Annotated in this window: 14 protein-coding genes; 7 read left to right on the top strand and 7 right to left on the bottom strand. The window is 40.5% G+C overall.

All coding sequences use genetic code 11. The features are described 5' to 3' along the window. Nucleotides 1-49: 49 nt before the first annotated feature. Both V6R21_RS21325 and V6R21_RS21320 read right to left on the bottom strand, forming a co-directional pair. On the bottom strand, nt 50-778 hold the full coding sequence (locus tag V6R21_RS21325) for a YqjF family protein (protein WP_334245565.1): 729 nt from the start codon (nt 776-778) through the stop codon (nt 50-52). A 46-nt stretch (nt 779-824) separates the two neighbouring features. After that, the gene (locus V6R21_RS21320; protein ID WP_334245564.1) at nt 825-1943 is read right to left on the bottom strand and encodes a TRAP transporter substrate-binding protein; all 1119 of its coding nucleotides are present in this window, start codon (nt 1941-1943) and stop codon (nt 825-827) included. Nucleotides 1944-2039: 96 nt separating this feature from the next. On the opposite strand from V6R21_RS21320, the gene hemW reads away from it, so the two are divergent. Beyond that, nucleotides 2040-3164, top strand: a complete 1125-nt coding sequence (gene hemW / locus V6R21_RS21315; RefSeq protein WP_334245563.1) for a radical SAM family heme chaperone HemW — start codon at nt 2040-2042, stop codon at nt 3162-3164. A 77-nt stretch (nt 3165-3241) separates the two neighbouring features. On the opposite strand, the gene V6R21_RS21310 is transcribed toward hemW, so the two are convergent. The 3 genes from V6R21_RS21310 to V6R21_RS21300 form a co-directional block, all read right to left on the bottom strand. Beyond that, complete coding sequence (locus V6R21_RS21310) at nt 3242-3739, bottom strand: gliding motility lipoprotein GldH (protein ID WP_334245562.1); 498 nt, start codon at nt 3737-3739, stop codon at nt 3242-3244. A 67-nt stretch (nt 3740-3806) separates the two neighbouring features. After that, nucleotides 3807-5201, bottom strand: a complete 1395-nt coding sequence (locus tag V6R21_RS21305; RefSeq protein WP_334245561.1) for a PSP1 domain-containing protein — start codon at nt 5199-5201, stop codon at nt 3807-3809. A gap of 320 nt (nt 5202-5521) precedes the next feature. After that, nucleotides 5522-5833, bottom strand: a complete 312-nt coding sequence (locus V6R21_RS21300) for a DnaJ family domain-containing protein (protein WP_334245560.1) — start codon at nt 5831-5833, stop codon at nt 5522-5524. Nucleotides 5834-6064: 231 nt separating this feature from the next. Between V6R21_RS21300 and V6R21_RS21295 the strand changes: the two genes are divergently transcribed. From V6R21_RS21295 to V6R21_RS21285, 3 genes are all read left to right on the top strand, one after another. Then, nucleotides 6065-6337, top strand: coding sequence for a hypothetical protein (locus V6R21_RS21295; RefSeq protein WP_334245559.1), 273 nt, complete (start codon nt 6065-6067; stop codon nt 6335-6337). A 287-nt stretch (nt 6338-6624) separates the two neighbouring features. Next, complete coding sequence (locus V6R21_RS21290) at nt 6625-10893, top strand: CHAT domain-containing tetratricopeptide repeat protein (protein WP_334245558.1); 4269 nt, start codon at nt 6625-6627, stop codon at nt 10891-10893. Between the two features lie 195 nt (nt 10894-11088). Next, nucleotides 11089-12219 carry a lysylphosphatidylglycerol synthase transmembrane domain-containing protein gene (locus V6R21_RS21285; RefSeq protein ID WP_334245557.1) on the top strand — a complete coding sequence of 377 codons (1131 nt, stop codon included), beginning with the start codon at nt 11089-11091 and terminating at the stop codon, nt 12217-12219. Nucleotides 12220-12305: 86 nt separating this feature from the next. Here the strand turns inward: V6R21_RS21285 and V6R21_RS21280 are convergent, their stop codons facing one another. Both V6R21_RS21280 and V6R21_RS21275 read right to left on the bottom strand, forming a co-directional pair. Next, on the bottom strand, nt 12306-13826 hold the full coding sequence (locus V6R21_RS21280) for an NFACT RNA binding domain-containing protein (RefSeq protein WP_334245556.1): 1521 nt from the start codon (nt 13824-13826) through the stop codon (nt 12306-12308). A 181-nt stretch (nt 13827-14007) separates the two neighbouring features. Further along, nucleotides 14008-14988, bottom strand: coding sequence for a zinc dependent phospholipase C family protein (locus V6R21_RS21275; RefSeq protein ID WP_334245555.1), 981 nt, complete (start codon nt 14986-14988; stop codon nt 14008-14010). A 306-nt stretch (nt 14989-15294) separates the two neighbouring features. On the opposite strand from V6R21_RS21275, the gene V6R21_RS21270 reads away from it, so the two are divergent. The 3 genes from V6R21_RS21270 to V6R21_RS21260 all read left to right on the top strand — a co-directional run bounded on the left by V6R21_RS21270 (nt 15295) and on the right by V6R21_RS21260 (nt 18363). Further along, a complete protein-coding gene (locus tag V6R21_RS21270) occupies nt 15295-15810 on the top strand; it encodes an RNA polymerase sigma factor (RefSeq protein WP_334245554.1) in 516 nt (171 codons plus the stop codon). A 187-nt stretch (nt 15811-15997) separates the two neighbouring features. Further along, the gene (locus V6R21_RS21265) at nt 15998-17482 is read left to right on the top strand and encodes a phytoene desaturase family protein (protein ID WP_334245553.1); all 1485 of its coding nucleotides are present in this window, start codon (nt 15998-16000) and stop codon (nt 17480-17482) included. Nucleotides 17483-17526: 44 nt separating this feature from the next. Beyond that, nucleotides 17527-18363 carry a phytoene/squalene synthase family protein gene (locus V6R21_RS21260; protein ID WP_334245552.1) on the top strand — a complete coding sequence of 279 codons (837 nt, stop codon included), beginning with the start codon at nt 17527-17529 and terminating at the stop codon, nt 18361-18363. Nucleotides 18364-18438 lie beyond the last annotated feature (75 nt).

Below are 18438 nucleotides of genomic sequence, written 5' to 3'. Positions count from 1 at the left end.
TCGTAATTGCATATTAGAAAAAAAAATGCTGCTGAATTTTTAATAAAAGCTAAATGATAATACCACGGCGAACCAAAATTGGGGAGCCTTCAGCCATTAATACTGATACAGGTTCGCTGCTCATTGCTTCTCCAAATTCAGGTCCATAAAGTGCTGATGCGTTGCAGTGGATATCATATTGCTGTACTGGGTAGACATCCCATACAGGGTGTTCCACTGCATATTCAGAGGTCTGGTTAGCACCTGTTTTGGTGTAACCCCAATAGTGTTCTGTGATAAATTCCTCCTCACTTCCTTTTGCAATATTAACAGGTTGTAGTGCCGTTTGTACGTTGATGTGGTTCCATTCACCTTCAAACTTCCATCTGTAAGCAACGGATAAGTGATCCTCTTCTTCTCTCCATTCATGTTGCATTGGCATGGTAGCATACTTTTCATTGTAAAGTGTATTGGCAACTAACGTAATCGCAGCTTTAGGTACAATCTCTTTGATAAAGACAACACCTCGTTTCCATTCATTGCCAGCCTTATAACGGACATAAAACCTTAGATTGACTTCCTCAAAGTTGATATGCCAAGGAATTTTCACTCCCAGTACTTTGGTGTCGCAAAACATAAAACCTACAAGACTGACATAGCAGGTGCCGTTCCAAGTGTCCAGTTCTGTATTGGGAGGAAGGTAAGGCTGTAAAGAAGTGGGGTCAACAGCGTAGTTGGCCATGACCAGTTTACGCCATTCTGCAGATAAAAAAGTTTTTGGTTTGCTAACCTTGTTCATATCTATTTTAAGTAAAAACGCAAGGTGGTAAGCCTTGCGCAAATGGTTATAAGTATTCGGTCATGGCTTTGGAAGAAATATTTCCCCATGACTTTATTTCACCTTTGAATTTATTGAAGTTATCATAGACCTTTTTCGCAAAAGGGTCAGAGGTAGTCAAGCCTTGGAGGACGTCTTCTGTGTTCTTCTTTAGTGCTTTCATTACCTCTTCAGGGAATGCTCTCAATTCAACATCACTTTCTCTGAAGATCCTCTGAAGGTATTCGTTGTTTTTAGCCTCGAACTCAGATAAAATCAGGTTATTGTATTTGATGGCTACGGTTTTAACCATTTCCTGTAATTCACTAGGTAGTTCCTCTAGGGCTTTCTTGTTACAGATCAGTTCCAAGACAGATCCAGGCTCATGCCAACCGGGGTAGTAATAGTACTGTGCAATTTTATGAAAACCCATCAGGTAGTCATGGTAAGGGCCTATCCACTCGGTAGCGTCAATCACTCCCCGTTCCAGGTTAGTGTAAATCTCACCACCAGGTACTGTTACAGCAGAGCCTCCTGATTTGGCAATCACTTTTCCTCCTAGTCCAGGCATTCTCATTTTTAGACCTTGGATATCCTGAATGGAGTTGATTTCCTTATTGAACCATCCACCCATTTGTACCCCAGTGTTTCCACAAGGGAATGGTACGATACCAAGTGGTTCGTATAGTTCACGCCAAAGTTCCCAGCCGCCGCCGTAAAACAACCAAGCATTCATTTGTTCGGCAACCATTCCAAATGGAATACTGGTGAAGAAAACGGATGAAGGCATCTTACCTGCCCAATAGTAGGAAGCACTGTGTCCCATTTGAACAGCACCAAGCTGTACAGCATCAAAAACCTCTAAAGCAGGAACCAGTTCCCCAGCTCCATAGACTTGAATTTTTAACCTGCCGGAAGACAAGTGTTCCAACTCTTTAGCCATGTCTACGACGGCCGTGCCCAAAACAGGGAAGTTTGGAGGCCATACTGTGACACATCGCCATTTATAGGTTTTTGTTGAAGTTTGTATATTGACAGGTTTGTCGGAAGGGTTTTGGTTGCAGGAGGTCAGTGTAGCGCCTGCAGCGAATGACCCGGCAGCAGTAGCAATCTTCTTGATAAAGTTTCGTCTCTCTAACTTTGCCATTCTTTGTTAGTTTATTAAAGGGTGTTTGCTAACAAGGTAGTGAAAACAGTTGTACCTTTGTGTGTCGATTTTGCACTAAAATAAGAAAATAAAAATATGGCGGGTATATACATCCATATTCCTTTTTGTAAACAGGCTTGCCACTACTGTGATTTCCACTTCAGTACCAATATGCAACTGAAAACGGATATGGTAGAGGCAATCAGGAAGGAGTTGGAAATGCAGAAGGATTATGTTCAGGAACCGATTAGGACCCTTTATTTTGGAGGAGGAACCCCGTCTTTGCTTTCTGAAACGGAGCTTAATGCCATTATCGATACAGTCAATCAGTATTATGATACGTCAGGTGTCGAGGAGATAACATTGGAGGCCAATCCCGATGATTTGAAACCGCAGAAACTTAAGGAGCTCAGAAATGCAGGCATCAATAGATTGAGCATTGGTATTCAGTCGTTTCATGGGCCACACCTGAAGTTTATGAACCGCGCTCATAATGCGAAAGAAGCGGAGCAATGTGTGAAATTGGCACAGGATGCTGGTTTTGAGAATATGACAATCGACTTGATTTATGCCGTTCCTGCTGATGATCACAGTATATGGGAACGTGACCTCAATAAAGCTATCAGCTTGAATGTTCCACATATTTCATCTTATTGCTTGACTATTGAGGAGAAAACAGCCTTTGGTAATTGGGCAAAGAAAGGAAAAATTAAGCCAGCAGGAGAGGAGTTTGCCGCTGAGCAGTTCGAGATGTTGGTGAATGGATTGACAGGGGCAGGGTATGAACACTATGAAATATCCAATTTTGCAAAGCCAGGTTTGTACTCCAAGCATAATACGGCTTATTGGCAACAGCAACCATACATAGGTATTGGCCCTGGAGCTCACTCCTACAATGGAAACTCAAGGCAATACAATGTCAGTAATAACCCCAAGTATATTCATGCATTGAAAGAAGGAACACTTCCTTTTGAAAAGGAAGTGCTGTCTGTCGCTGATCAGGTAAATGAGTACATGATGGTGAGGCTTAGAACGATGTGGGGGTGTGACTTATCTTACTTGAAAGAGCGGTATAATGTAGATTTAAAGGCAGTCTTTGCAAAAGAACTGGCAGAGATGGAAAAATATGGTTGGCTGACAGTTCATCAGAATATGATGAAACTGACCGAAAAAGGAAAGCTGTTGGCGGATAAGATAGCAGGTGACTTGTTTATTGACTAGCCTGAAAAAGAAAAAACCTGTAAGGAAACGTGTTTAAGCGTTCTTACAGGTTTTTTATCTTTTAAGACTAAAATGGGTTAGTCATTGTATTCTACTCTGAAGCCAACACCATAAATACCGCTAAGCGTATCTAGGCGCATATCTTGCTTGAGCTTGAAGTAGTACTTACCAGGTTTGTCAAAATGAAAGTTTTCCAACAAAGGAATCTGATGAGTGTAGGTTACGCCAATGCCTGTTCCCTTAGGACTGGCTGTTTCACCAAATGGTTCTCCCGTTTTGGCGTCCATTAGCATAAACTCCATACTTGAATCGGACTTTATCACATTGCCTGTTGAGTCAGTAAGTTCATACCTCAAGAATATGTTATGGTATGGATAATCCAAAGAATTACGCAGGTTGTAATCAACATTGTAACCTTGCGAAGGGTCCAATATCTCAAAGTCAAAAACAGCTACTGAGTCAAAATACCAGTTGCCGTCATCATAATTGACATACTCTTCTTTTACTCTGTTTACGTCGCATGCTGCCAGCATCAGAATTGCTGCAGCAAAAAGCAGGAATTTCCTGATATACATTGCTTGTTCAGTTAGTCTTTATAAAAAGCGAGTACAAATCTGTTTTGTACTCGCCGATTTATCCATATTAAGCATCGTTACCACCGCTATTATTAGGTCTGTTGCCACCTCCAGGTCGTCTTTTGCGAGAACGACTCTTTCTTTTGGCTGAAGCTTCTTGTTGAGCTTTCTGCTTGGCTTTAGCAGCAAGTTTGGCAGCCTCTTGGATACGTTTGTCAGCAGCATTAGCATTCTTGCTGCTATCCTGTTGTTGTCCTTGTCCGCTGCCACTGGTTTTGCGGTTTCTACGTTTTCTGCGTTGCTGTTGTCTGTTTTCTGAAGAAGGTTCAGGTGTTGCAGAAGGCGTTGCTTTTTTTCTAGGAGGCCTGTTGGAACCACCCTCTCTGCGTTGCCTTTTGTTCTCCAGCTTTTCAATAGCCGATCCCAACTTGGTATTAGGAGCTTCAATGGCAGGAGCCTCTTCCTGAATGGTACTAGGCTTCTTGCCTTTGGCATTCATGTCCAGTACATCCTTTACACGTTGAGCAGGAACACTGTGCCAAGTTGTTTCACCTTCGTAGCTGAACCAAAGTACTTTCTTGAAGATGTCCACTTTTTGTAACTGAACTTCTCCTTTTGTGGTCAGAATAGGCTTCTCCACAATTGGAATGTCAACCAATGCATCAATATAAGTTTCTAACTCATAATTCAAACAACACTTTAGCCTGCCACATTGCCCAGATAGTTTGCTGGGGTTCAGAGACAAGTTCTGGTACCTGGCTGCAGCAGTTGAAACACTCTTGAAATCAGATAGCCAAGTAGAACAGCACAATTCACGTCCACAAGAACCAATGCCACCTAATCTACTCGCTTCCTGACGGAGACTGATCTGACGCATTTCCACACGAATCTTGAATTCGCTAGCCAAGATCTTGATCAGTTCTCTAAAATCGACACGATCGTCCGCAGAGTAGTAAAATGTAGCCTTTGAGTTGTCTGCCTGAAATTCTATATCAGACAGCTTCATCTTCAGGTTCAGTTCACGAATGATTTCCCTTGTACGGTACATGGTCGGCAACTCACGGTTTTTGACAAATACCATTTTCTCAAGGTCTTTGTCAGTTGCTTTACGCATGATACCGAGGATCTCGTCATTGTCCTCTACCTTTTTCTTCATCATTTGGAGTCGTACGATTTCGCCTTGAAGGGATACGTAACCAATATGATGACCATTTTGAGCATCGACTACTACAGGGTCTCCTGTAAACAGTTCTAGATATTTATCATTACGGTAGAAACCTTTTCTACCACCTTTGAATTTGACTTCCACTACGTTGAAGCGCTGCGTGCTGGGTAAGTCCATATCCCCTAACCAGTCGTAAGCGTTCAGTTTGAGGCAGCCGCCAGTCTTACAGGATCCGCCGCTTCCGCAACCTCCGCTAGTTACTCCACAAGCGCCCGTCGCACATGACCCACATGCCATATCTATATATATTTATAAGTTATCATTGGTAAATTCTTAGCCTGCTGTTAATTCTGTTCCAAAATTGAACAGGATTCGTGCCATATCTGACTGTTTACTGTCCAAGCAGTACTGGGAATTCTCCACAGCATCACTATCGAAATTACTTGTCAAATTACTCCTAACATTCATGAACTTTCAGTTAGGAAATACTTGGTAAAGTTAATCTGAAAAGTTGGATTCTGAAAATAGCATTTTTAGCAAAAAGAAACTCGTCAGCCAAAGAGACGGACGAGTCAAATGCAACTTTCAGCACCACTGAAAGTTAACTGTTAAAATCGTTATTTATTTCTTTCCATCAATACTGCCAGATGGTCCTGTTTCTGATAGAGTAGAAGGGTAAGTTTGTTGATTTCAGTATCATTCTGTTCCTGACGTATAGCATCTTTCAAGGCATTGATCTCTTTCATAAGTTGAACCTCTTCAGGAAGTGCGTTAGCATTACGAAGCAGATGCATGGATAACCTTCTTTCTTTGGGGTAACTGAAGTAAACTGAGTTGTCAACGGGTTTTCCCATTCCTTCCAATTGTTCAAAGCTGCCATTTCCTATGGCTTCTTTAATCTTGTTTTCGGCTAACCAGTTTAATAGCATAGAATTAAAAGTTAGTGGTTAATAGACTGCTCTAGCTATATTATTGTACGTTTTTTAGGAAGAGTTGTTAAGGTAAAATGGAAGAAAGAGGGTTGTTGTTTAAAATTCTAAATTCAATGAAATCCTTTCGGCATAAGTGGAAAGTATTGATCAGATTGTTTTAACTTATAGTTGATTCAATCAGCAGAATATCAATTGACCAACAATGTAGAACCCACGAACTTCACAGCTATGATGGATGTATTGTATTTTATGGGGGAGCATCCTGTGTTCTCCATTCTCATGACATTAATTTTAGGCAACTTTGCTTCTGATGCCGTAAGTAAACCCTTGACAAGTTATTGGAGACATAAAAAGGATTACTTGCAGGACAGGTTAAAAGTGTTGGAGAAAGAGGAGAAAATAAAGGAGCTGGAACTGAAAGTGATGGAGAGGAAAAATGAGTTATTGGATAATGAACTCAATCGTGACATAGAACGGGTGTTGCGTCAAAACAGAAAATAGAAATAATATTATTTATAAGGGTCCTTTCTGTAGCGAAAGGACTTTTTTGTATCGGAACTAAAAAAGATGACTTTGTCCAATCTTGTAACCACTTCAAAAATAGCTTATTGTGAGCTTTGTTTTAAAAGAGGCGTAAGTCGTTATTTGTATATCAAAGAAGAGTTTAACAATTTACACTACTAATTTTATCCTTCGAATTATACAATATCTGTAACAACGAATAAGCTGAGACCAAAACAGCCGTTAGAAGGGTATAAAAGCTGAGATTATTAAAACCAATTAGAGAAATGAACCACTGTTTGTTCACTGTAATACTTGCCTTCTTATTGCTATGTAACTGGAACGGCAACTTGAAAGCTCAAAGCCGAATAGATAAAGACCTTCGAATAGGTGAAATTTATTACCATGATGGGGAATATATAAAAGCATTAGAAAGGGGAACGTTGGCAGTGCAAGCTGCCGAAGGGCAACACCAGTTTTTTCAACATGCAAAGGCGCTTACCCACCTTGCCAGATATCAGGCAACCTTAGGGCACTTTGAAGAATGTCAGCAATCACTCAATCAGGCATTGGAGATTCTACAGGAACAGGATGCATCCATACTGACGCAGGCAAAAGCTTGGTTGGAAGCTGGGCGTATCTATTTGGCTTATTTTGATATCAATACAGCCGAACAGTATTTCTATCACGCAGGCCGAATGATGGATGAGTACAAGGCTTCAGAGGGTAGTGATAACCAGAAGTGGGACAGCTCATTGGATGAAGACTTGACAGAAGCCCGTATGGAAATAGCATTTTCAAGAGGTGAATACCAGAGTGCGGCACAATGGATAGAACGTTTACAGTCAATAAGAAAAGACAGAATAGTATCTGAGGACATCATATTTGATGAAGGAACGCAAAAATTCCAACAGGTTAAGCTGAAAAGGACTGACCGCAAAAGACGTCAGCAGGCATATGCCAAGGCGCTGACAATGAAGGGAAGACTTCAGAGATTGAAAGGTGATTATACCACTGCAAGCAAAGAACTGGCTGATGCTGAGGCTTGGATTCTGGATGTTCTGCATAAGAATGACCCAGCTTATGTCCTGAATCGTCACGAACAGACGCTGACAAAGCTGGACAGAGGTGTTGAACTGAAAGAAGGTCGTAAGATGATCGAGAAGAATATCTTTGCAGCAGAACGTTTGTTTGGGCCAGTTCATCAGGAGTTTATGAAGATACAGGCAGATATGATCCTGTACTACATCCGCTATGGTTATGGACAGAAAAGTGAGTTTCCGAGATGGGAGTTTCTACGAAATACGGAGCGTTACTTCGGAAGTGACAATATTTGGCATAGTAAGGGAGTGAGGCTAGATGCTGTTTACGATTATCAGCGTCAAAACTATGAACGTGCTGAGAAAGACCTGCTGGACGTATATTTTGATACAGTTTCAGTTCCTAAAAATAATGAGGAGCATTTGGCAATTGTAAAGCAGCTTTATACTGTAAACCTTGCTGAGAAAGACTTTACAATGGCTAATATCTACCTTAATCGTTGGGTTGCTGCAACAGCCTCGGTTTATGGAGAGGAGTCATTACCTTATTACAAAGCTAAAGTTGAAGAGGCTGCATATTTGGTTCGCTTCACCAATAATTTTGAGACAGCTGACTCACTGTATAACATTTACCTGAAAGGGAAGATAAAGCAGCAGCTCCACCCATCCCATTACGAATACCGGAAAATGTTGTCAGAACTGATTGCCTTCTATGAAATCAAGGGGCAATTTGATAGTGTGGCGGTATTGGCTGATGAAATGTTGGAGAGCTGTAAAATCAATTATGGTGAATCTCATTTCGGGTACTCTGAAGGTCTGGCAGAGATGGCACGAAGCGAAATGCAACAGGGGCATTACAAAGAAGCTTATGCATATGTAAACCAACTGGAGGAACTGCTTAAGACTACGGAAAACCCTAAGGGAGCGTATGATAATGCACACATTAAGGCATTGCAAACGGCTGCCAAGTACTATATCTTGATAGGTCTCTACAACGATGCCCGTGATAAGATTTATAGTGCACAAAGAATCAGTTATCGGCTGCCATTAACGGTGGAGGATGCTTCTTCTGCTGATGACCTTGTACAAATATTTCTGGAGACAGAAAGATTCAGGGAAACAGAAGAGATGACCAGGAAATCGGTTGAAACCAGAACGGAGAGATTTGGTGAAAATAACCGCTACCTGATTACGCCACTTAACCAGCAAGCAAGACTGCACTACCTGAAAGGTGAATATATGGAGGCAGACTCAACAGCAAGTAAGGCTTATGAGATAGCATATGCAGTATTTGGTGATAACTCCCTCCAAACAGCAGAGAGTTTAGAGATCAAGGCTGATGTACGTTCAGCTATGGGTGATTATGAAGGCTCAAAGAAATTACTGATGCAGCTGTTAGACTTCCTGACAAAGGTATATGGAGAAAACCATCTGGAAGTGGCAAATGTATATACAAGGCTGGCTATGGTGGGGATATATTCAGGCCATGATGCTAGTGAGGCGGAGAGCTTGTTGAGTAAGTCGGTAGATATCATTAAAGGGGAGTTAGGAACAGATAACCCAGCATATAATACAGCCTTAAAAAACCTGGCAATGGCGAGGGTTGAACAGGGACAGTACGATGAGGCGAGAGGGATGCTGAATACAGTAGCGCAGAATTGGGTGAAAAGATTGGGTTCAGAACTGAATACCAACTCAGGAGAAATACACTTGCTGTTGGGGGACCTTGAGATGAGAACAGGGAACTTCAAAGTGGCAGCTGACCATTACGGGAAAGCACGTACTACTTACAAGAAAGTATTTGACAAGTTTCACCCTCTATATGTAAAGGCTAGTGCCAGACAGGGACGAGCATTCTATTCGCAGAAAAGATACTGGAAAAGCCGATTGCGTACCGAGGAGGCTTTGGATAATTACTACAACTACATAGGTAAGTTTTTCCCTGCACTTAGTACCAATGAGAAAACCCGTTACTGGCATTTGATCAGGGGTGACTTTGAGTTTTATACAAACCTGGCATTCAAAACAGGTAGAAAAAAGTTAGAGAGACAGGTGTTTGCCAACATATTGTCTACGAAGTCATTGCTACTGAATTCTTCGATTAAGATCAGAAACAGGATTATGAGTAGTAATGATTCATTGCTGAAAGCCGATTACGAGCATTGGTTGCTCCAAAAGGAGGTGTTGACAAAAGTATTGGCTATGCCAGAGCAATACCGAAACGATCAGGGACTAGACCTAAAAGATTTGGAAGCGTCCATTGTAGAATTGGAAAAGAGCTTGAGTCAACGTTCCAAGTTGTTTGAGCAAGGAATGAATGAACAGCAAAAGGATTGGGTAAGTGTGAAGGAAGCCTTGAAAGAGGGAGAGGCAGCTGTAGAAATTGTCCGCTACAAACATTTTGACAAGGTGTTTACTGACTCGGTGGTGTATGCGGCAATGATCATCACACCAAAAACAAAAAAAGCACCTAAAGTAGTATTGCTGGAAAATGGCAATGAATTGGAGACTGATGGATTGGGATATTACAGAACCTGTATAGAGTTTGGTATTCCTGATCAACACTCTTATAAACGATTCTGGAAGCCGATTGAGGATGAGTTAAAAGGCTATTCGCATATATACCTGTCAGCAGACGGGGTGTATAGTCAGATTAATATTGAATCAATTCCAAGAAACTGGGAGACGCATGATTATGTTTTGGACAACAAGAACATAACCCTGTTGGGTAGTACACTTGATTTGTTGGATATGAATCAGCGTAAGAGGGGTTTCAACAAAAAAGAAGAAGTTGCGCTATTCGGAAATCCAGTTTACTACAGTGATCTTAAGGAAGATGAATACAACCAATATACAGCTAGGGTGATCACACAGCTGCCAGGTTCTGTAAAAGAAGTGGAAAAAATTGAAGAACTAATTTCTACTAAAAAGAATGTATCGTTTGCCCCTCACACCTACCTGTACCAGAATGCAACAGAAGGAGTAGTGAAAGAGCTGAGTAGTCCTGCTGTATTCCATATTGCCACTCATGGTTTCTTTTTGGAAGATGAGGAGCAAGAAGATGGAGGTCTGATGAGTGAACAGAAGGCTACAAACCCATTGTTACGTTCAGGATTATTGCTGACAAATGGCGGAGAGCTGTTGGAAAGCGAAAATGTATATCAGTTTAACAAGGCTGAGGGTGTGTTGACAGCTTATGAAGCGATGAACCTGAACTTTGATGAAACAGAATTGGTTGTGTTGAGTGCCTGCGAAACAGGACGTGGAGACAACAAAGTAGGGGAAGGGGTTTATGGCTTGCAGAGAGCTTTCTTGGTGGCAGGAGCTAAGGCTATTATAATGAGTTTGTTCGAAGTGTCAGATGAAGCTACTCAACAGTTAATGTTGTACTTCTATGAGAACTGGCTAGACAGAAAAATGGATAAGCGAGCGGCATTTATTGAAGCGAAAAAGCAATTGAGAAAAGATTTCCCTGATCCGAAATTCTGGGGGGCATTTGTGATGGTCGGAGTCTAAGCTGTAAAGAGTTTGTCACATTTTGATAAGACCTTGTTCATAAAACAATTGCATTTTTGTTAACAATAGGACTGCTCATTCAAGAACATATGAAATCTTCAATAAATGATAAAAGTCGGTTGCTAGTTGGGCGCTGATTGTTAATTTTGACATTTCTGAATGCAAATTTGAGTTCAGCAGAGGTGGAGCAATTGTATGAATAAAGAGAATCACAGCAACAGGCGTATGGATACCAAGTCCCAAGAGATGCTTAAGAGTTTGAGCCCCAAGAAGATTTTTCTTCCGATGGTTGTCGGGCTTGGCGCTATTATTTACTTGATGGCAACTGACGAAAAGATGGATTTTGACAAAGTCATAGAGGCTTTCAAAAATATCAATATTTGGTGGGTGGTTGCTGCATTTTTAGTTTTGTTTGTTCGTGATGCCGGATACATGTACCGTATCCGACACCTGACAAGTGAGGCACTTGACTGGAGTTCCAGCTTTTTTGTGATTCTTCTTTGGGAATTTGCATCAGCCATTACGCCTTCTGTAGTGGGAGGTACGGCAGTGGCTGTTTTTATCATCAATCAGGAGAAGGTGGCCTTTGGTAAGTCCCTTGCCTACGTAATGCTGACCGCTGTACTGGATAACCTGTTTTTCGTGTTGGCATCCTTTGCCGTAATATTTTTAGCCAAGGGGGATATCTTTCCAGATGATGCCAAAAGTCTGGTCATCATGGGTTATGAACTGAATCTTGAACAGATTTTCTTGGTGAGTGTAGGACTGATTGCTGTTTATACAGTGCTGATGTCATGGGGTTTGTTTTTCGGACCACATTCCTTTAAAAGGCTATTGGCTAAAATCACATCCAACAAGCTGTTGAGAAGATGGCGAAGAAGTGCGATCAGAAGTGGTAATGAGATGATTATAGCTTCAAAAGAGCTTAAAGGGCATACGGCAGGGTATTGGGTGAAAGCGATTGTATCTACCATCTTTATATGGTCTGCACGCTACCTGATGCTGAATTGTATTATCAATGCCTTCTTGCATGTCAACTTGTTTGATATGTCCTTTGATGAAGTTTATACACAGTTTTTGATCTTTGCTCGCCAGATTATCATGTGGATCGTGATGTTGATCTCTCCAACACCGGGAAGTTCGGGTACGGCAGAGTATTTCTTCGGAGAGTTTTTTGAGGAATTTTTGGGAGCAGGATTGGTATTGGCTGTAGCACTGCTATGGAGATTGTTCACCTATTATGCATATCTGGTAGTAGGTGTTTTTGTGATCCCAAGGTGGATTACAAGAATTTTTAAAAGAAGACAAACAGTAAAGACGAGATAATCGAATGGGATAAATTGTATAAAAAAACGGTACAGGCTTAGATATGATGGGCTGTACCGTTTTTTTATGCTTGATATTTTGAAAGCCTAGAACATTTCCGGCTCAATCATGATTACTTGTTCCTTATCTACTACAACCGCTCCAGCAGGGTCACCCTTACGTTTTCTGACAAACTTCTTAGGGGTATAGATCACGGGGCAGAGCGTGTCCGTTTTGCGTTGAGAGTAGTAGGCTGCCAGCGAAGCGGCTTTTTCAATTACAGGAACAGGGAAATTCCTGCCTGCCTGGTACTTGATAACGACATGTGAACCACTGACATCTCTGGCATGGAGCCATAGGTCATTTTTGTGGGCATACCGCTGTGTCAACAAGTCATTGTTGACCGCATTTCTTCCCACCCATATCTCATAGTTCATAAACTCAAACTTTCTGAATGGGAATATCTCTTGCTCCGCCTTAATGTTCTCAAGGTTGTTTGCCTTTAGGTATTTGCGTAGCTCTTTGACAATCTCAATAGGCTCAATTGCTTGAAGGTGTTTGCGGAATTGTGCCAATTCTTCTTCCTTCAGCTGGATGTTTTCCTGAATCTTTTCAATCTCAATTTTCTGATTCTTGGCTTTCCTGTAATAGTTCTCCGCATTCTTCTGAGGAGTTAATAACTCATTCAGCTTAATGGAGATCTCATTATCCTGATAGAAATCGTAGAGCTTTACTTTCTTTGATCTGGCAGGAATCTGATGGAGGTTGGCCATAATAATATTGGCAATCTCTTCATAACGGGCACCGTGCATCAGCTCCTCAAGCTTTTCCATATTCTTGAGAATGTAATTCTCAGCTTTCTCAATTCTTTTTGAAAGCTCTTTTTGTACAGGGCCTTTTTCCTGATAAATGAAGAATTCTCTCGAAAAGGAATAATAAAAGTCGTTGGCAGCCAACAAAGGATTGTCCAATTTCTTGATGATATCACCTTCTTTGAAAAGCAGTAGTTGCTTACTGCCATCTATGTCAGTCAGGTAGTAGGTAGGGTCGCTGATTTCTGAAATAAGCTCACTAAGCATTTCCCATTGTTTTTCAGCAGAAGCCTCTTCAAACCCTTTTGACTTCAGGTAGGTTAGCGCCTCTTTGCCCAGAGTGGGGTAGGTGCCACGTAGTCCTTTTTCTTTAAATGCATCAAATGATTGGTCAATTTCTCGATCTAGTTCTGAAACAATGAGATTGACATCATCTTTATGTCTTTTTTGGAAAAGCTCTGCGCTCTGACCGTTATAAGTCAGGATAATGTTGGAGCGGTTGCCAAACATCTTGAATACAAGTTGAAAGCCATTTTCCAGATCAATGCTGAAAGCCCTTTCATTTTCGTATTGTGTGACTCCCGTAACGGTTAAGCCTAAAGCTTCCTTGAACAGTTCAACACTATTCCTTTTACTTCGCTTGAAGTCTTGAGGAAAAGTAAGCAGGTTGAAGTTGGGAATCAGTGAGGCACGAATCCAGAACTCTTTAGCCTTATCACAAAAGCCCAAAACAAGCTCGTCTTTGCTTTGGCTAAAGCAAGTGGCAAGTTCAAGCCCAACAAGGTAGGGTTCTATAGCTTTAGAAAGCTGCCTCAAAAAGTAGTAGTTATTGAACATATCTTATGTGTCTCTATTAATTGACCGAAGTGCAAAGTTACCACGAGAATATCATCAGACCAAAAACTGCCTCTACTGTAACCTTTGCAGCAAGTATAATAATGGATTCAGGAGCTGGGTAGTTCCGCTTGTAAAAGGATATTAGGGAAAAGGGAGTCTCTTAGAAGTCATGAAAACGGGTTTTGATAGGTTGGGACAACGAGTCATTGGTGATAGGAAGGAAGTATATATCACTTGATAGAGAATCTAAGTTAGGTTGACCTGCATCTACCCAACAGGTGTACCAAAGGTTGGCAACCATTTGGATTGCATTTCTGAGTCTTCTTTCTACTTGCCCTTGTAGCAGTTGGTGGTACTTGTGTGTGAATTTTCGGGAATAGGTTCGAACCGTTTTTCCATTTCGTTCTTCATAGCTATACTTTTTGTCATCACCTATAAGTTGTGTAGCCTTTATTTCAAAAAGAAAAATGGAATCTAGGCACTGGTTGGATGATTGAATAATATTCCAAGTGGTTTGTAATGGTGCTTCTATATAATAGGCTGGTTTTAGTAGAAGGTCATAGGAAGTGGCATACAGTTCAGGAACCCTGCTTTCCCACAAACCATGAATGCCATATTGGTTAGTCAGTTGTCCATTGTAATTCGAGGTTGTGTGAAGTGGTACGTGTATATCCGCTATGTAGTGCCCCAACTCGGCAGAGTGTTTAAGTATGCCTTCCTCATCCCTATGGTAGAATGCATCAGTCAGCTTTTTGACAGTCCACTTGATATTCCAGGGAGCGATTCCATTTGCCATCAATGTGTCGACAGAATAAACCTCTTTAGCATCTGACCACTTTTTAGGAATTACCGTTAAGGCACTGTCTCCAAAAGCATCCAAATCAATAAAGTGTTTAGGAGCTTCTCCTCTTACCATATACCTACGTTCATCGGGCTTTACTGCCAATTCAGTGATATGGGCAATATGTTTTTTGTAGAACCCAAACATTTCAGGAGGAAGGATCCAAACGGCAGACCTATTAATCAGCTTATGAGCATAAAAGCCCCATACAGTAGTTCCTAGTAAAGAATTAGAGGCTATTATATAGATAGATATAATAAGTAGTGTTTGTTTAATGTGAATTCTGATTTTGTTTAACATTTCTCTTTCGGGTTATACAAATAGGTTAAATGCTGTTAAATACATGATGTTTAAACATCATATAGTTAAAACTTATTTTTATATAAATAAAATATATAATCTTATAATTTTAATTAGTTAACTAATTGATTATCACGTAATTAGTTATTGTATAGGTAAAGATAATACATACTGTAATGCTCTTTAAAGCGTGTTTTGACAATGTTGGTACATAATTGATGAATTAAACAGGTTTGTTATTTTGTTTAATGATTAGTAAATTTGCTTAAACAAAATCACTAAGTCCATCACAAAAACACTACAGTTATGACAGCCCTGGAATTTAGTTATGCACTTAATCAAATGTCCTCTTCGTTAAAGCCTTTTGCTTTGAAACTGACGAAAGATATGGAAGACGCAAATGATCTTCTTCAGGAAACGATGCTCAAGGCATATACGAACAGGGAGAAGTTTGCAGATGGTACAAACCTGAAGGCGTGGCTTTATACAATTATGAAGAACACCTTCATTACCAATTATCAGAGAATTGCAAGGAGAAACACCTTTATAGATACGACTGATAATTTGCACTACATTAACTCCACTGACAATATTATTCAGAATAAAGCTTATTCGGATTTTGCCATGGAGGATATGAATCATGCGATAGACGAGTTGGATGAGCCATATAAAGTGCCATTTATGATGCACTTCAGAGGCTTTAAGTATCACGAGATAGCAGATAGATTACGTATTCCAATCGGAACAGTGAAAAACAGAATTCACATAGCTCGAAAGGAGTTGAAGGATAAACTAAAAGTGTATGCGCCACAGAGTGCATAGACATAGATTAAACAGCATTTTAGCGAACCATCTATTACTTACCAAAACAGGTCAGTATGATGGTTCGCTTTTCGCATTTATGGTAAATAAAAGTTAATACTATCTTTTAAATTGATATATTAATATTTACTGTATTAAGTGATGAAATAAGAAAAAACGCATAAAACTATTTTTTAAGCTTTCAAATATGGAAAGGAAAAAAGCAATTGTAATTGGAGCAGGTTTTTCTGGCATAGCAGCAGCTACATCATTGGCAGTAGAAGGTTTTGATGTAACAGTTCTTGAGAAAAATAGTACACCCGGCGGACGTGCTCGCTATTTTGAGGAAGAGGGGCATGTATTTGATATGGGACCAAGCTGGTATTGGATGCCTGATGTATTTGATCGCTACTTTGAAAGGTTTGGAGCGAAAACGGCTGACTATTATGACCTGAAACGACTTGACCCTTCTTATTCGGTCTTTTTTGGACAACAAGACCGAATGGATATACCAGCAAAGCTGGAAGCCCTTTGCGAGTTGTTTGAATCATATGAGCAAGGTAGCGGAGCAAGGCTGAAAGAATTTTTGAAGCAGGCAGCTTACAAATATGAAGTAGGTATCAATGACCTTGTTTATAAGCCAGGTCGTTCTATTACTGAATTTATGAGTCCATCATTGCTGTTGGATATGCTGAGAATGGACATTTTCCAATCGTTCCATAAGCATATCAGAAAGTTCTTTTCCAATGAAAAGTTGTTGAAACTGATGGAGTTTCCTATTCTGTTTCTCGGCGCTACACCACAGAATACTCCAGCATTGTATAGTTTGATGAACTATGCTGATATAAGCCTTGGTACATGGTACCCAATGGGTGGAATGTTTAAGATTGTTGAAGGAATGGTTTCCTTGGCAAAAAAAAATGGAGTTAATTTTTTGTACGATCATGCTGTCTCCGGATACCAAATGGAAGGGAATCGTATTGTCTCTGTTCAAACTTCAAAAGGGAGTTATGATGCTGATATTGTGATAGGTGGAGCAGATTACCATCATATGGAGACCAAGTTGTTACCGAAGGAATTTCAGAGCTATAGTAAAGGATATTGGGACAGTAGGGTGATGGCTCCGTCATCATTACTTTTTTACCTAGGGTTAAACAAAAAGTTAGAGGGAGTGTCTCATCACATGCTCTTCTTCGATGAAGATTTTGGTAAGCATGCAGAGGAGATTTATGAAAAACCGCAATGGCCAACTAAGCCGTTGTTTTATGCAAGTGTTCCTTCTGTAACGGACCCTTCTGTGGCTCCCGAAGGTAAGGATACAATGTTTGTGCTGATTCCGACAGCTCCAGGGCTGGAAGATTCAGAAGAAGTAAGAGAAAAATATTTTGATGTCGTAATGGACAGGTTTGAACGCTTAACAGGTAATACTGTGCGGGATGCCATCACCATAAAAAGAACCTATGCACACCGTGATTTTGTGCAGGACTACAATGCTTTCAAAGGAAATGCATATGGTTTGGCTAATACGCTGAGACAGACGGCTATTCTGAAACCCAGCCTGAAAAGTAAGAAGGTTAGCAATCTTTACTACACAGGACAGCTGACAACTCCAGGGCCAGGCGTGCCTCCCTCCCTGATATCAGGACAAGTGGTGGCCAAAGAAGTTCAGAAAGCGTTCAATACGACCAAATAACCAACTGGCAGGATTCGGAAAGACTGTCTAAAAAATCCAAAAACATGAAAGAACTTTTTGACGCTACGTCTTTTGAGTGCAGTAAGCTTATCACCAAAGCATACAGTACTTCTTTTTCCTTAGGAATCCAGACATTGGATAAAAAGCTGCACGAACCCATCTATGCTATATATGGATTTGTTCGGTATGCAGATGAAATTGTGGATACTTTCCATGATTATGATAAGGCTACACTACTGAACCGATTTAGAGAAGATGCTTATAAGGCAATAGAAGAAGGGATCAGTATGAACCCTATTCTTCACTCCTTTCAGGCGGTGGTGAACCAGTATGATATTGACAGGGAACTGATTGATGCTTTCTTGTACAGTATGGAAATGGATTTGGACCATAATAAGTATGACGAACGCCATTATCATAAGTACATCTATGGTTCAGCTGAAGTGGTTGGGTTGATGTGTCTCAAGGTATTTTGTAATAAAGACCAAGCACAATACGATAAGTTGAAAGAAGCTGCTTGTGCATTAGGATCCGCTTTCCAGAAAGTGAACTTTTTGAGGGATATGAAAAGCGACTTTGAGGAAAGAGGAAGGGTGTACTTTCCTGGTGTAGATTTTACAAGGTTTACGAAGGAAGATAAAAGTCAAATTGAAAAGGATATTGAACAGGATTTTGAGAAAGCCTATCATGGAATTCTGAACCTTCCGTCAGAAGCGAGAAGTGGTGTTTACCTCGCATATATTTATTATGTCAAATTGTTTGATAAAATACGGAAGTGTTCAACTAAGGAGGTCAAGAATCAGCGTATCAGGGTTCCTGATTTTAGAAAAGCACTTTTACTGGTCAGTACTTATTTGAGATTTAAACTGAAAGTGATTTAAAATATAGCACTTTATAAAGAGTAATTATTACTTATTTGAAAGCAGGTCGCCTATCGCGTCCTGTTTTTTTTTAAT

Origin of the sequence: Limibacter armeniacum, assembly GCF_036880985.1 — a bacterium.
In the GTDB taxonomy this organism is placed as follows: Bacteria; Bacteroidota; Bacteroidia; order Cytophagales; family Flammeovirgaceae; genus Limibacter; species Limibacter armeniacum.
The sequence above is the reverse complement of the archived record's forward strand: the minus strand, read 5'-3'. Positions and strand labels throughout refer to the sequence as shown.

Bases quoted from the DNA above. Each gene is read 5' to 3' on its own strand.
- V6R21_RS21310 (WP_334245562.1), bottom strand. From the start codon at position 3,739: ATGTATATCAGGAAATTCCTGCTTTTTGCTGCAGCAATTCTGATGCTG.
- V6R21_RS21305 (WP_334245561.1), bottom strand. From the start codon at position 5,201: ATGGCATGTGGGTCATGTGCGACGGGCGCTTGTGGAGTAACTAGCGGA.
- hemW (WP_334245563.1), top strand. From the start codon at position 2,040: ATGGCGGGTATATACATCCATATTCCTTTTTGTAAACAGGCTTGCCAC.
- V6R21_RS21285 (WP_334245557.1), top strand. From the start codon at position 11,089: ATGAATAAAGAGAATCACAGCAACAGGCGTATGGATACCAAGTCCCAA.
- V6R21_RS21320 (WP_334245564.1), bottom strand. From the start codon at position 1,943: ATGGCAAAGTTAGAGAGACGAAACTTTATCAAGAAGATTGCTACTGCT.
- V6R21_RS21290 (WP_334245558.1), top strand. From the start codon at position 6,625: ATGAACCACTGTTTGTTCACTGTAATACTTGCCTTCTTATTGCTATGT.
- V6R21_RS21265 (WP_334245553.1), top strand. From the start codon at position 15,998: ATGGAAAGGAAAAAAGCAATTGTAATTGGAGCAGGTTTTTCTGGCATA.
- V6R21_RS21325 (WP_334245565.1), bottom strand. From the start codon at position 778: ATGAACAAGGTTAGCAAACCAAAAACTTTTTTATCTGCAGAATGGCGT.
- V6R21_RS21300 (WP_334245560.1), bottom strand. From the start codon at position 5,833: ATGCTATTAAACTGGTTAGCCGAAAACAAGATTAAAGAAGCCATAGGA.
- V6R21_RS21295 (WP_334245559.1), top strand. From the start codon at position 6,065: ATGATGGATGTATTGTATTTTATGGGGGAGCATCCTGTGTTCTCCATT.
- V6R21_RS21260 (WP_334245552.1), top strand. From the start codon at position 17,527: ATGAAAGAACTTTTTGACGCTACGTCTTTTGAGTGCAGTAAGCTTATC.
- V6R21_RS21275 (WP_334245555.1), bottom strand. From the start codon at position 14,988: ATGTTAAACAAAATCAGAATTCACATTAAACAAACACTACTTATTATA.
- V6R21_RS21270 (WP_334245554.1), top strand. From the start codon at position 15,295: ATGACAGCCCTGGAATTTAGTTATGCACTTAATCAAATGTCCTCTTCG.